The 15,005-nt window shown below is 40.6% G+C and carries 12 protein-coding genes; 10 read left to right on the forward strand and 2 right to left on the reverse strand.

Annotation, left to right across the window (positions count from 1 at the left end):
* Positions 1–68: 68 nt before the first annotated feature.
* Genes FHR29_RS24250 through FHR29_RS24265 form a run of 4 tightly spaced genes read left to right on the forward strand, consistent with a single transcriptional unit; the run spans position 69 to position 5,751 of the window.
* Complete coding sequence (locus tag FHR29_RS24250; protein ID WP_183917769.1) at positions 69–1,997, forward strand: RagB/SusD family nutrient uptake outer membrane protein; 1,929 nt, start codon at positions 69–71, stop codon at positions 1,995–1,997.
* A gap of 39 nt (positions 1,998–2,036) precedes the next feature.
* A complete protein-coding gene (locus tag FHR29_RS24255) occupies positions 2,037–3,233 on the forward strand; it encodes a DUF5000 domain-containing lipoprotein (RefSeq protein ID WP_183917773.1) in 1,197 nt (398 codons plus the stop codon).
* 33 nt (positions 3,234–3,266) lie between these two features.
* The gene (locus FHR29_RS24260; RefSeq protein ID WP_183917775.1) at positions 3,267–4,508 is read left to right on the forward strand and encodes a DUF4998 domain-containing protein; all 1,242 of its coding nucleotides are present in this window, start codon (positions 3,267–3,269) and stop codon (positions 4,506–4,508) included.
* Between the two features lie 10 nt (positions 4,509–4,518).
* On the forward strand, positions 4,519–5,751 hold the full coding sequence (locus FHR29_RS24265) for a hypothetical protein (RefSeq protein WP_183917777.1): 1,233 nt from the start codon (positions 4,519–4,521) through the stop codon (positions 5,749–5,751).
* Positions 5,752–5,999: 248 nt separating this feature from the next.
* Here FHR29_RS24265 and FHR29_RS24270 read toward each other — a convergent pair whose 3' ends face one another.
* Positions 6,000–6,503 (reverse strand): DinB family protein, encoded by a 504-nt coding sequence (locus FHR29_RS24270; RefSeq protein WP_183917779.1) that lies wholly within the window; start codon positions 6,501–6,503, stop codon positions 6,000–6,002.
* A 468-nt stretch (positions 6,504–6,971) separates the two neighbouring features.
* Here FHR29_RS24270 and FHR29_RS24275 point away from each other — a divergent pair, with 468 nt between their 5' ends.
* The 6 genes from FHR29_RS24275 to FHR29_RS24300 all read left to right on the forward strand — a co-directional run bounded on the left by FHR29_RS24275 (position 6,972) and on the right by FHR29_RS24300 (position 14,541).
* Complete coding sequence (locus FHR29_RS24275) at positions 6,972–7,943, forward strand: hypothetical protein (RefSeq protein WP_183917781.1); 972 nt, start codon at positions 6,972–6,974, stop codon at positions 7,941–7,943.
* 23 nt (positions 7,944–7,966) lie between these two features.
* Complete coding sequence (locus FHR29_RS24280) at positions 7,967–8,578, forward strand: hypothetical protein (protein ID WP_183917783.1); 612 nt, start codon at positions 7,967–7,969, stop codon at positions 8,576–8,578.
* A 43-nt stretch (positions 8,579–8,621) separates the two neighbouring features.
* On the forward strand, positions 8,622–10,610 hold the full coding sequence (locus FHR29_RS24285) for a sensor histidine kinase (protein WP_183917785.1): 1,989 nt from the start codon (positions 8,622–8,624) through the stop codon (positions 10,608–10,610).
* Position 10,611: 1 nt separating this feature from the next.
* Positions 10,612–11,223, forward strand: a complete 612-nt coding sequence (locus tag FHR29_RS24290) for a response regulator transcription factor (protein ID WP_183917787.1) — start codon at positions 10,612–10,614, stop codon at positions 11,221–11,223.
* A gap of 531 nt (positions 11,224–11,754) precedes the next feature.
* Positions 11,755–12,972 carry a mandelate racemase/muconate lactonizing enzyme family protein gene (locus tag FHR29_RS24295; RefSeq protein ID WP_221197928.1) on the forward strand — a complete coding sequence of 406 codons (1,218 nt, stop codon included), beginning with the start codon at positions 11,755–11,757 and terminating at the stop codon, positions 12,970–12,972.
* A gap of 180 nt (positions 12,973–13,152) precedes the next feature.
* Entirely contained in the window at positions 13,153–14,541 is a 1,389-nt protein-coding gene (locus FHR29_RS24300; RefSeq protein WP_260292862.1) for a hypothetical protein, read from the forward strand.
* 136 nt (positions 14,542–14,677) lie between these two features.
* Here FHR29_RS24300 and FHR29_RS24305 read toward each other — a convergent pair whose 3' ends face one another.
* Positions 14,678–14,926, reverse strand: a complete 249-nt coding sequence (locus tag FHR29_RS24305; protein ID WP_183917789.1) for a hypothetical protein — start codon at positions 14,924–14,926, stop codon at positions 14,678–14,680.
* Positions 14,927–15,005 lie beyond the last annotated feature (79 nt).

Below are 15,005 nucleotides of genomic sequence, written 5' to 3' on the forward strand. Positions count from 1 at the left end.
ATTGAACCGTGCGCAATCATTTCGATTGCAGACAAGCAACTCATGATTATTTATAAAAAATTATCCAAATGAAAAATTTAAAGATAAAAAAGATAAAACGCTACCTCATATATCTATCTGTTAGTACCATCGGTTTTTCCGCATGTGCAGATTATATTGATGTCGTTCCCGACAATGTCGCAACTATAGACAATGCGTTTTCATTGCGCAACGAAGCTGAAAAATTCTTATTTACCTGCTATGCATGGCTACCCAACAATGCCGATGCGCAGAGCAATACCGGTTTTTTAGCAGGCGATGAAGTATGGATTCCTGTAGCGCAACGCGAGATCTATCCAGCTAATAATTGGCGGATTGCACGTGGAGGGCAAAATGTGAATGCTCCCTTAGTAGATACCTGGCGCAGCGGCATGTGGACCGCTATCCGTGATTGCAATATCTTTTTAGAAAATGTTTCTAACACATCGAAAGTACCCGATTTATCCAGTGAAGATCGTTCGAGATGGATTGGAGAAGTCATGTTTTTAAAAGCCTACTACCACTATATCTTGATGCGCCAATATGGCCCAATACCCTTGGCACGTACCAATATTCCTTTGGATGCAAACCAGCAAGAAGTACGGGTAACACAACGACCTGTCGACGAAGTCGTGAACTACATCGTATCATTATTAGACTCGGCTTCAAACAGTGCTGTTCCCTTGATCATTCCGGATCAGGCATCTGAATTAGGCCGCGTCACCAAGCCCATTATTCAAGCGGTAAAAGCAGAAGTTTTGTTGACCGCTGCCAGTCCCTTATTCAATGGTAATTCAGATTTTCAGACAGTCCGTAACAAGGATGGGGAACCTCTTTTTAATCCCGTATATGATGCTTCTAAATGGGCGCGTGCCGCCGAAGCGGCCAAAGCCGCAATTACAGCAGCAGAATCAGCCGGTATCACATTTTTCCCCTTTCGGAAAACGGAATATGGACAGTTTAAGATGAGTGATGAAACTGCACAAGTACTGGGTATAAACTTAGGTTTCAATGAGCGCTGGTCTTCCGAGCACATCTGGGCAAATCCTAATTATCAAGCTTGGAATATCCAGCGTGATGCCATGCCATTACTCACCATTGATGCTGTAGTAGGTACTGCAAGACAGCATTTAAGCGCACCGATCAAAATTGCGGAAATGTTTTACACCAAAAATGGCGTACCCATCAATGAAGATAAAACCTTGGACTTTACCAATCGATTTACATTAAGAACAGCTAAGAATGAAGAACGCTTTCATATTAAAGAAGGCTATACGACAGCTCGGCTAAATTATGACCGTGAATCGCGATTTTATGCATCATTAGGTTTTGATGGCGGTATCTGGTTTAAATTTGACACGAAGAGCTTATCCGATGAAGATACTTATTATGTACAGGCAAAACTCAATCAACCTGCAGGGGCAAATAATCACGGATGGATCAATGAAACAGGGTATTTCTTAAAAAAACTGGTCAACTGGGAACAAGCTTTTGCCAGCAGTGGCGTGAGTTACAAATCATACCCTTGGCCAACGATCCGTTTGAGTGATATCTACCTGATGTATGCCGAGGCCTTAAATGAAGCCAATGGACCATCTACAGAAGTTTACACCTATTTGGACCGCATCCGTGAACGTGCAGGATTGGCCGGTATCGTCGAATCCTGGAGTTCATTTTCAACCAATCCCAGCAAACCAAATACGAAAGATGGTCTACGCGAAATCATTCAGCGTGAACGCATGATCGAATTGGTATTTGAAGGAAAGCGCTATTGGGATCTCCGCCGTTGGAAATTGGCGGTAAATTATTTCAACCAAAATATCACGGGATGGAGTGTTAACCAAGAGGTGACCAGTGATTACTACCGCTTACGCACGCTCTATGCACAAACATTCGTCGCCCCACGTGATTACTTTTGGCCGATCGCACAAGGAGAATTAACCGTAAACCCTTCACTGATGCAAAATTTGGGTTGGTAGCCCTTATTTCATTATAGCTGATACAAGATAATTATGAACATGAATCAAACAAAACTGTATATTTTCACATTACTCCTGCTGACAGCAGCATTGAGTAGTTGTAAAGAGGAGTTTAAGACAGCTCAGGTAACTAATGCTGCTGCTCCACAACCGGTAAGCAATGTCCAGGTCGAAAATTTACCGGGAGCAGCCCGTATCCATTACACACTTCCCAAAGATCAGGATCTGCTTTATGTACGCGCGACCTACACGTTAGCATCTGGTCAAGAAATGGAGGTAAAATCATCTTATTACAACAACTCGTTGCTTGTAGAAGGATTCGCGGATATGAAACCGCATGATATTAAGCTCTCTACCGTAAACCGAAGCGAAATTAGTTCAACACCGGTAACCGTCCCGGTCACTCCATTGGAAAATCCGATCTGGGATACTTTTAGAAGTTTAGAAGCAATTGGAGCTTTCGGCGGAATACGGATAACTGCTGATAATGAAAAGGAAAAAAATCTGACCATTATGGTCATGGTGGATTCCTTAGGAGAGTGGGTTCCATCTGTAGACAATATTTATACATCGACAAAACAGATCAATAGAACCATTCGCGGATTTGCCCCTAATCCGAAACAATTTGCGATCACCATACGCGATAAGTACATGAATTTTACGGATACCATGGTGACCACCATTACACCCCTATTCGAAACTGCATTGCCAAAATCCCGTTATAATGCCATTAGTTTACCTACTGATGCTAAACAACAGTATACCTCGACAGGATTATCAAAAATGTGGGATGGCGATATCATCAATTGGCCCAATATATCACTTACCGATGTCACAATCAATGGTCCGCAATGGATCACTTTTGATACAGGAACTTTAGCCAAAATGAGTCGGATCGTTATCTGGAATTATCCGGAATACACCAATAATGGCCGGATGTATTACTACGGTGGGAATGTGAAAACTTTCGAAATCTGGGGTTCAGACAATCCTCCTTCAGATGGCAGTTGGAATAATTGGAAACTGCTCGGAAACTTTGAAAGCAAAAAGCCTTCAGGATTACCGATGGGCCAGCAGACCGATGAAGATTACCAGCTCGCCAATTCTGGACTTAGTTTCGATTTTGATGTCAGTGCTCCAAAGGTGCGCTATCTCCGCATAAAAACTTCAAAAAACTGGCAAGGTTCTTCATTTATGGCAATCGCAGAAGTTCAGGTATATGGAGACCCTCGCTAACGGGGATCACCATTTATTTTTAAGACAAAAATTATGAAAACACAACTCATTAAAATAATAGGTAAGAGCATGTTGCTTGGCGTCGCGCTACTTCATCTTTTCAGCTGCTCAAAAAGTGATGATTATAAAAAATATATAAAGGACGGAGAAATAAGCTACACTGGAAAAATAGATTCAATACAAGTTTATTCTGGAAAAGAAAGGGTATATATCACCGGTCTATTTATGGCTGATCCAAAAATCGAACGATTGAAAGTCTATTGGGACAATCGACAGGATTCTACCGAGCTTACGATCAATAGAACATCGGGAGTAGATACTTTAAAATTATCTTTACCCATCAGAGAAGGGGTACATAATTTTGAATTTATCACTTTTGATGGACAGGGAAACAAATCACTCAGCGTTTTTAAAACCGGTATTTCCTATGGTGAACGGTATGGATCTGGTTTACTCAACCGTCCTTACTACACGACCGGATATTTTGCCGGCGATCAGAACACCACCATTGCTTGGGGTGGCATTGATCTGACCAGCGGAGCAGCATTTACAGAAGTCGAGTACACCAATACTGCAGGAAAGCTGGTCATACAGCGTGATTCTATCCATATCGGTGAAAGTATATTAAAAAACTACCTTCCTGGAAAACCGTACCGGTATCGTACCCTGTTTATCCCCGATACCTTAAGTGTCGATACATTTTACACCAACTATGTCACACAGATATTGCCCAAAGAAATTTATCTAAAAAATATGAATTTCCCTTTTCAAACTGCTGCCATGGCGGGTAGCAGATGGGGTACTCCAGCAGATTGGCAATTGAATGATGCCGCAAAAAATTTTAAACATACCGACAATAAGTTCTATGGCGGAATAGAGATCCGCTCCAACCAAGCTTGTTTATCGCTGGAAGCGGGATGGTGGCAGTGGGCTACACCATCGCCAAACCTAGCTCCGATTGTCAATGGAAAAATGTATCAAACGACCAACCTTCAACCTGGAAAATATCGGTTTACCATTACTAAACTGGACAAAGGAGCTGCCGGAACCGTCCATTTAGTTGCTGCTAAGGGAACCCAATTACCTGACCAGGCTAATTTAGCAGCTGCAAGTTTAGCTTATAAGGTTATTTCTGGAACCGATGCTGTATTGGAATTTAATTTATCCGAAGCAAGCGCCGTCACCATCGGACTGTTGGGCAACATGCCTGGAACAGCAAGTGATGGATCATACATCAAGATAACTGGCAATATGACTTTTGATGTTTTACCATAAAAAAGAAAATATGAAAAAAAGATATTTCTATCTGCTGATGCTCGGTTTAACCGTGCAGGCATGCGCCAAATCAACATCTGATCTGCTACCCGTGAAGCAAATCGAAAATCCGGAAGGAATTGCGCTCCCTAGCTTAGGACAATTAGCATTTTCAAATATTACCACTTCGGGAGCAATGGTTAAGGGAATGGTAACCAATAAAGGCGGGGCACTAGTCACCAATCGAGGTGTTTGCTGGAGCACAAATCCTAATCCTACGATTGAAAACAATCCGCACGAAGCTACGGTCAGTAAAGGATCCGGAGAATTTAGTGTTCAGCTCAATTCCCTCGTACAGTCTACCACCTACTACATCAGACCATATGCCAAAAACAAAGGTGGTGTTGCATACGGAGATCAGATTATTTTAAAAACAGCAGATATACAATCTGTCAATTTCGCCCAGACACCCATGTTTATTATCGGGTCATCGCAAGCGTATTACGACGTAGAAATTTTGAGCAGTGGCGGAGGAGCGGTCACGGAGCGTGGTGTTTGTTGGGGCACAGAAGAAAATCCGACGATCACGCAAAACAAATCGGCACACGGAGCAAACGGTATTGGCAAATTTCGAATCGGATTAGCAAATTTAACTCCACAGACCAACTATCATCTTCGCGCATATGCTATCAATGAAACCGGAGTGAGCTACGGAACCAATATTGCCTTTCGAACAATTAAGAAAGGTAACGTCACGTATACATTCAACAAAGCAAGTAGCCCTACAGCGGAAGAGCTTGCTGCATACTCACGCCTACAAGTAGCGATTGACAGTGCTGTTTGGTATGCGAATCAATATACATCAGCGACTAAGCATGTATACCTCAATTATGTTCCCGGGGTTGCTACCGCTGATGCGAATAATGAAGGATGGATGAGATTTGGAACAAATACTTCTTACCAAAATATCCGAACGATGCTACATGAAATGAACCATACATTTGGAACAGGCACAACAAGCTGGTGGTCACAGCAAGCAATAAGTGCTGGAAAATATCAATTTGCTAATGGAAACAACATGTTAAAATTGATCAATTTAGATCAAAATGCGGTGATAAGTGGCGATAGCCAGCATTGGTGGCCATATGGTCTGAATCAAAATTCAGAAGTCAGTTCAAGTTGGGATTATGTATACAACTGTCTGCTTATTGAAGCGATGCGTAAAGATGGGATGACGAGCCATAGCGGAAGTTATACACCATGATTAATGCTTAATGAGTTAAATCAACAATAAAATCAAGTTTAAGATCTTAAAGCCTCAGTCTACGGATTGAGGCTTTAAATTATCGAACTTTTTCATTGTTTCAACACAGATGGTTGACACATAGTAAAAATCAGGTCCGGGCAGCCAACTTCGAATCATACAATGAGTGCCTTTCCAATGTCCAATATATTGATCGCTTATATCTAATTCTCTTTTATTCATCTCAAAGTGACATCATGAACAACATGCTATCCAGCTTGTTGCCGCATCACGTTCCAGAAATTATAGTCCATCATGGGTGCTTTTGAAACACCTACATGATGTCCGATGGTTACAATCTGTCCACGATGGTAGGTCGTATGGATGATGAGATGCTGGAGATATTCGTACTTTGGAAAGTTTGACGAAAACCATTCTGACTCTATTAACAGGGGATCGTTCATCGCTTCGTAATTTCCCTTTACATAAGCGGCTAAGAGTTTAGCTTCATTAACTAAGTTTTCCATTTCATGCTCAATATCTACCTTTGTGGCCATGTACTCAAAACTTGGTGTCTCTGTTTCACGGATCATCGATGACCAGTACAACTGCGTATCACTGATATGTTTTACGGTCTTTGCGATACTGTTAAAACTCGACGGACATTCCTTTTGCAACAATTCCACAGGGTAGTTTCCCAACCAATTTATCAATTGTTCTGTAACCCAGATGTTGTAATCAACACTGTTGGTAATTAATGTTTTTAAACTCATTTTAAATTCTTTTTTATTTTATAATTATGCCGGTCCTTCAATAAATCTTTTTTGCCATACGTCTTTATTAATTAAAACCTTTGCAAATTAAGATGTTCTCAATAATTCAATCAGATCAACATCTACTGGAAACTTGGTTATTTACTAACTTAAATTTAGTGATTTTTCCAGATATAACACACTACTGAATAAATAGATACGCAAGTAAATTCAAATATTGAGTAAATTTTCGAATCTACTATGATCGCGTTTCTTGAACCAACATTATTGAGAGAAGTTATTTAAATAAGCGGTATGAAAGAATAAACAAAATTTTAAAAATCCATGTTTTCGTGGATTGACCAGTAATCACACAGCCATTAAATTTGTTAGAGCAAAAGATAAAAACGCACGTATGAAGAAACGGGTGTTTAATTTATATAATGCATTAAAGAGAAAATCGACTAATGAATAAATAAATTTAAAAGGATGAAAAAGACAAATTTATTACTGATAGCTATATATCTGATGCTGCTAACTGCTTGTTCAAAGGATAATAACAGCAAGCCAGATGGTGGTGAAAATGGATATCCATCCGCGTTAAAAGGAACAATATATTATGACTGGGCAACCGAGGGAATCCTCAAAGTGAGTTTACCAGATGCGGTTGGATCCACCTTTATTCCCGATAACTCCAAACTCAACAACTTCGACATTTCAAGAGATGGCAAATACAAGCTTACGGTCGTGAATGAGCAAACGTTGGGCAAATATCCCATACGCTTTACCCTCAGTGACATTGCCAACGGTGGCATAGTAGAGGAGTTTGTATACCACAGCCCAGGACTGAATGCATACTGTAAGGGATATCTTTCGCCCGACAACAGCCATATTGTTGTGCTTTCGAACGATAAGGCAGACGGTATCACGATTTTAAAACGAAATGGCGACTTGGTCGTCCGTATCTACAATATCAGCGGGGAAGAGCTGGGTTTTAATGACCAGCGTTTATGGCTGCCTGGCAACGCGCTTTTGATTACGCATAAGAATTATATTATACGCTTGGCCCCACCCTATACATCCGGAACTTTGCTAAAAGAGATGAAATATGAGGACTGGGGCGACGTGGCAGTCAATCCCGCAGGCAACCAGCTCGCTGTGCGCATTACAAACCATGTGTATACCATGGATATGGATGGATCCAACTTAAAACAGGTAACTACCAGCAATTTTAAAGAAGCCGTACCTGAGTTTTCGCCAGATGGAAAACACCTGCTCGTAGGCACTGAATACAGGCAGACCGGGCCATTTGGCTGGATGTGGTCATTGAAGATTATCCCTAACGATGGCAAAGAGTATAATGTAGATCCTATTGCGCCAAATACAGCCGGTGTCATACCCGTTGTTCTAAAAGGCAAAGAAAAGATTGAAACGGCAGGCGGACAGATGATCTGGCGTTAATGTATAACGTAATTAAGAAAACTATGAAAACGACACATTCAGCATTGCTTATGGTATTTATTTTATTACTAACAGGCTGTGCAAAAGAGAATAATGAACAGGAAGCAAACCAAAATTTCAACGAGACGTATGGGGGTACCCCGTTTAAAGGCACGGCCACAGGCATCCGTTCCCAAAATGGGGCTGATGATTACACCTGGAAAGGTGAAGGTCGAATTGCATTGATTGAAGCCACAGCAGACTCCGTATCGATGGTATTTATGGCCGATTTTGGTGATCTGGGAGAAATGAATTTTAAAGTGCGTGGCAAATACGATCGCTCTACATACCGAATGGATACAACAGATCCAAGCATTTTCTTTCGCATTATCGACGAAAACATCCTAGGTGCGATCAAGAATACGCAACAAGAGATGTCATTCGAAGGGGGCCTAAAAAAGGTAACAGCAAGCATGATTATGCGCGTGAATTTTAAAGAAGAAAACGGTCCCTTCCCCAAAGGATCGTCACTCAAGCTTACTTTTGATACGCGTCGCACGATCGATGATGGAGACGACGGAGAAGGGTGCAAGATGCGTCTGGTACCGATATGGAGTCCATCAGGAGTAACTATGGGGATGGTCCCAGATTGTTAATATGCTGATTAATCTGTAATTTCAAAAAACGATCAATTAAATAATGTACAAAACCCTGTTACTTTTTGCGTATTTAGTACTTTCCATCGCCAATACATCTGCGCAATCACCAGAGGAATTGACGCAATATAGCGATAGTCTTTACAGGCAGTTGCAGCAGATCAAAGACACCGAAGAAAAAGCATTGGCATTGTTGGATCTGAGCTTTTTTTGGTCCGATTACAATACGGAAAAAGCATTATACTATGTTTCCGCTAGCAGAAAATTGCTGGGTGATAAAGCCAATACGGACTATTACCAAGGACTGCTAAGTTTCTATCTCGGAGCTATCCAGTTTGACATCGATCCTGCGCAGGCAAAGAAACTCTACATGCAGGCCGAAAACTTCCTCAACCGTGATATACCAACGAAAAGCAAAATTTCTGCGACACGTTACCGAGCCCGTTTGTGGGGAAGCTATGGCGCACTTTTGCAACGTGAAGGAAAAGCGCACGAGTATGTGCAGGTGCTTATCGACAAAGTTATTCCCATGGCCAAGAGCATAAAAGACTCTACCCTGTGGGGCAATAATCTTCAGAATGTCGCTATGGCTTTGATGAATCTACAGAAATACAGTAAAGCCGAGCAATATTACAACAATGCCTTGACCTTACTGCACGACAGGAATGCAGCGGCCGAGCAACGTTTTACCCTCTTTGTTAATGCAGCACGCAACGCGTTGCTGAATAATAAATATACACATTCACGAATCTTTTTGGACAGTGCTTCTCATACCGCAAAATCAGTATCAGCTTCCTCCTACCTTCCAACCTACTACAGCGTAGAGGGAAGCTATTGGGAAAAACAACGAGATTTCGACCGTGCCCATACTTATTTCGAAAAAGCACTGGTTGGCGCAAAAGAGCAACGTAACAGCGATATGGTTGCGTCTATATTATTCAGCCAATCCGCGGCATTTCAAACAGCAAACAAGCCCGCATCAGCGATGAGGAAACTGCGCGAAGTGCTTCCTTACATCGAAAAAAATCCTTCCTTGAAGAATAAAGAAATGGTGTATTACAATCTAGCAACGACTGCGGTACAGCTAGGTGCCTATCAGGAGGCTGTAAAATGGTTTGAAAAACATAAAATTGTACTCGATACCCTTCTTGCAGATAAAGGCACGGCGCTCACGCTGGAATTGGAAAAGAAGTATCAGACCAGTGAGAAAGAAAATGAACTCCTCCGCGTAAAAGCAGCCCATCAGCAGCAACAGCTTAAAATGCAGCGCACACGCCTGTTTGCCGGCATTTTCCTGCTCACATCAATTGTACTGGGTATGCTCAGTCTCATTTGGTACATATCGTTCAGAAACAGAAAAAAAATAACGGCACAACGGGAAAAACTTAACCTCTTCAACGCCATGGTTCAAGGACAAGAGAAAGAACGCAGCCGTATAGCGCGCGATCTGCATGACGGTCTAGGCGGTATGCTAGCCAGTGTAAAGCTCAAATTGTCAGCTGTTGCAAATAGAGCGGCAGAAGCACAGCCACAAACAGATTCAACAATGCATTTATATACAATTATCAAGCAAATGGACGACTCGGTGAATGAACTTCGACGAATCGCCCGAAATATGATGCCCGAGTCTTTATTGTATATGGGGCTGGAAGTATCCCTACGCGATCTATGCAATGCGATGAACCAGCCACAGCTAAAGATAGACTTTCAAGCCACTAACTTGCAGACAGATTACAACCAATCTTTTCTGATTGCTGTATATCGTATCGTGCAGGAACTGCTCACCAATGCAGTAAAGCACAGCGGTGCAACCCAGATCTGGGTACAATGTTCAGAGGCAGATCATTATTTTTATATCACCGTAGAAGATAATGGCAAGGGATTTGATCCGTCTATGCAGGCCCCCACAAATGGAGGGATAGGATTATCTAATATCCGTAACCGGGTAGAGATTTTAAATGGCCACTTAGAAATTGATGCTGCCATAGGTAAAGGCGCATCATTTCACATTCAATTTGAACTAATCAAATAATATGCTTTCAGTAATTATCATCGATGATCATCCGCTCGTACTCAACGGCTTCGAGTTTATCTTGAAAAACACTTCGACAATCAAACTACGCAGTTCATTTAACAGCGCAGAAGATGCTTTCGAATTTTTAGCAACCGAAGCTGTAGATGTGGTCCTTATGGATATCAATATGCCAGAGATGAATGGTATTGATGCAACAGAAATCATCAAAAAAAAATATCCAGATACCCAGGTCATTGCGATCAGCAACCATAACGAGGAAAGTATCGCATTGCGTATGCTAAAAGCCGGAGCAATGGGATATCTGCTAAAAAATGTATCTACCGACGAATTGATCGAAGGAATAAAGGCTGTGGTAAGGGGCGAGCAGGTACTAAGCAAGGAGATGAGCTTTATCTTAAACAACAAGAAAGACCATATACCATCCGTTAGCCAACGCGAGCGCGAGGTGCTTACGCTGATGGCTCAGGGACATACTACCGCAAAAATCGGAGAACAGATGTTCATCAGTCCATTAACAGTAGAAAGCCACCGCCGCAATTTGCTGCAGAAATTTGGGGTAGCCAATACAGCCTCCCTAATTCATAGAGCCACAGAAATGAAGTTCATCTAGATTACAGCAATTTTAGATGTTTGGGATGCACAGATGATGTTTTCCTGTAAAAAAGATATAGACTAATTTCTCATGACCGAAGGGGTCATGGAAGATCCACCCAAACCTGTAAGGGAAATGATATGGACACTTACGCAGCAGTAAAAAAGCTAGCTTCTTTAGGTTTTTATTTAATACCATTAATAAATTTACATTATTTCTGACTTTATCAATACTCCTCCCAGAATACATTAATGAAAAATCATATATGTCTTTTAAATAATAATGAGACTATTTGAAAAGGGATTGAAACAAATCTGCTATAATGATTTTTATATTTTGATGTAACTTTCAAAAAATACGATGATACTTTAATTGAATCATTTACCGTGTTAAAAAAACTGATAAACTTAAATGGTTCTGGTCATTGCTCCAGGTATGATACTGCTTTTATTGTTCCTCCATTACATTTTGCTATGGGTTGATGAAAGAATCAGTTAAAAAGCGAAGAAAAATCCTTGGTTAGTGTATTAAACTCAAAATAAACCAAATATGAAAAGAAGAACTTTTTTACAGGCCTTAAACCTAGGTATCGCCTCTGCAACGCTGTACAATGGAGCAGGACAAGCCATGACGCTGACATCTCTCCTGGACAATAAAACACAGGATAAAGAATTGGCCTATCATCGTATCCAGGAAATCAAGTATTCCACTGTTCAGATGAAATACCCCCGACTTGTCGGAAAAAATGCACGTCTTGACCTGCATGGATATGGCCCCAATGTCGAGATCTGCTGTATTACAACAGACAAAGGTGCGATGGGATGGGCCTCACTCCGCGGATCAAGAAGAGATGCAGAGCAGATCGCAAAAGAACTGCTTGGTAAAAAAGTATCGGAGATTTTTGCCGCTGATAACGGAACTTTAGAAGCTAGACATATCCCTTTTGACATGGCTCTCCATGATCTCGCGGGTATTATATTGCAGAAACCGGTTTATGAATTACTAGGAAGAAAAACACCGTACCTGACCGATTACTATAGTGGTATGATCTACTTTGACGATCTCGAGCCTTCGGAAAAGCCTGCAGGTATCGACCGCATATTGGAAGAATGTCGATATGATTATGGAGTCGGATATCGACAGTTCAAACTCAAGATCGGTAGAGGTCACAAATGGATGCCCTATAAAGAAGGCCTACAGCGTGATATCGATGTTACCAATGCCGTCGCAAAAGCTTTTCCAGATTGCGGTATTTTAGTGGATGGCAACAACGGTTTCTCCGTTGACCAATTCATCCAGTATCTCGAAGGAATTCCTTCAGTAAAGCTATTCTGGATAGAAGAACCCTTCCACGAAACCGTTGCTGATTATCAAAAGTTGAGAAGTTATATCAAAACAAAAGGGAGAATTACCTTATTGGCAGATGGCGAAGCCGATCCGGATCCAAAGCTTTTACAAGAGCTTTTTGAAAAGAAACTATTGGATGTACATCTTACCGATATTGAGGGGCTCGGTTTTACAAACTGGAGAAAGCTGATGCCCGAATTGAAGAAATTGGGTGTGCAGGCATCGCCTCACGCATGGGGTTCTCTACTTAAGACACACTATACGGCACATCTCACAGGCGGACTGGGCAATACGATCACGATAGAAGGAGTAACAAGTACATCGGAAGATGTTGATCTATCTGGATATAAGATACAAAAAGGCAAATTGATTCCTCCGTCTACACCTGGATTTGGCATGCCTCTCTTGAAAAAGATCTAAAAAAAAGTGGCTCAGACTTTTAATTGATAAATGTTCTTGACCAATTACGATCCCTCACATCACCGTGATGTGAGGGATTATACTTTTATCTTTAATGTTAGATAATAGTACAGCTGATTTGCACATGAGATCAATTTGGACAAATCTGTATATATGCCTATACTTCTTAAACAGAATAGGATGATTATTGATTCAATATGGAAAGCATTATTTACCTGTAGTCCGATATTTGGAATTGTTTTTGCTGCAATAGACGATATTATTGGATTTTTAACGCACATGAATATACGCCCCCTTATACTTGCAATTTTTCTATTTCCCTTTATAGCAATTTGTCAAAAAATAATTGCACCAGGTGGTTCTGAAATTAACACATCGTTCCTTAAGCCCCAAAAATCACTATATACGGTTTACTATGTAAAGGATACCAGCTGGACTAAAAAGGGAACTATGACGTATGACATCACTTACGACGCAAACCAGCTAATATACAACTACAAATATACGGACAAGAGCAACGAGTGGTCTGTTAGCAGAACCTCCATAGCGGACGCTAAGACGCTGAAGTCAATCAGTTATCAATCGGAAAGCAGTAATAGTAAATTAAACCTCGAATTTGGAAACACGATAAAAGGAAATTATTATTCTAAAAAAACGAAAAAAAATAAAATATTAAATCTGAAAACTCCATCTTCATTTATTGATTTCAACCTAGCGGATAATATGATGACGACCTTACCGCTTACAGTAGGTTATAAAGGAACATTCTCACAATTTTATTATGATGATAATACGGATACTTTAGTATCAAACTACAGAATTAAAGAAGTGAAAAGCTACGCTTACCGCTCACCTAAAACCGGAAATCACGATACCTGGCTAGCCTCGGTATTAGAAGAAAGCACAGGTGCCATCTACAATTTTGTAATCGACAAAAAAGATCACCGGTTATGGCAAAGAGAAATGTCTCTGGGAAATGGCATGTGGGAGATTTGCATTAATGAGGAGCTGGATTACCAACCCATAAAAAATCAATTCAATAAAGAACAGTCGATAAAACAGATTTCTACAGGCAATAGTGTGATCACGGGAACAGCATACGCGAAAGATAATACGGGTAAAAAACTGGGAGGGTTGGTCAATACTGCGAAAAAACAATTTGCTCCCAAAGGGACAGAAATCACGCTTTTCCCGAATTCAGCATACTATGAAGAATGGGTGGGGGTAAATAAAAAGATAAAAAAACAGGGAAAAATCCCTGAGGTTCCTTTAGATGTTAATTTTGGAACAGCAATCAAAAAAACAAAAGTGTACGATGATGAGGGGCATTTTGAGTTTGCAGATCTTCTACCGGGTACTTATGTGATCATGGCTAGTTTCGATTTTACAAATTCGTACAACTATTCGTATGTCACCGGGTATACTAATTATTACAACTACTGGGGGTATACTGGCTCTAACACAAATTACGGTTCTGCCAAACAGCATTATAGAGATCAGGCCAATGTCGAAAAGCTTGTGACCATTGACAGCGATGGAGACAAAAAAGATATCAACTTGAGAGATTAGCACGGTATCACGCAAAGTCTACTATCAATTTAGCTTTAATTCCCCTACAGAATATACAAATAAAAAAGCCGACAGGATTTTTCCTATTCGGCTTTTTTATTAAATAAGTATATTTTTCGTTTTTCGCTTCTCTATCCTAATCTGGCAAAGTAACCTTTCCGATAAAAGGGTATTCCTCTACTGTATCAATTGCTTCCGAAATCTGGTAGCATAACTGATAAGTATCCTGAAGGTTTTCTGAAAAATGAAAAAACTGATCTTTTTTTACTTTTTCAAAGATCCAGATCGGATCTAAAGGATTTGAATTGTACTTCGTAATAATTGCAGTATATCCATTTTTTTGAGCTTCTACAAGTCTCTCTTTTGTAATATTTGCTAATTCCATATTATACTAATGTACAAAAAATAATTTTAAGCATTAAGTTAAAAACCGGCAAAAAACACTTAAAAATCTGAAAAAACAG

This window comes from Sphingobacterium sp. JUb56 (genome assembly GCF_014191365.1).
In the GTDB taxonomy this organism is placed as follows: Bacteria; Bacteroidota; Bacteroidia; order Sphingobacteriales; family Sphingobacteriaceae; genus Sphingobacterium; species Sphingobacterium anhuiense.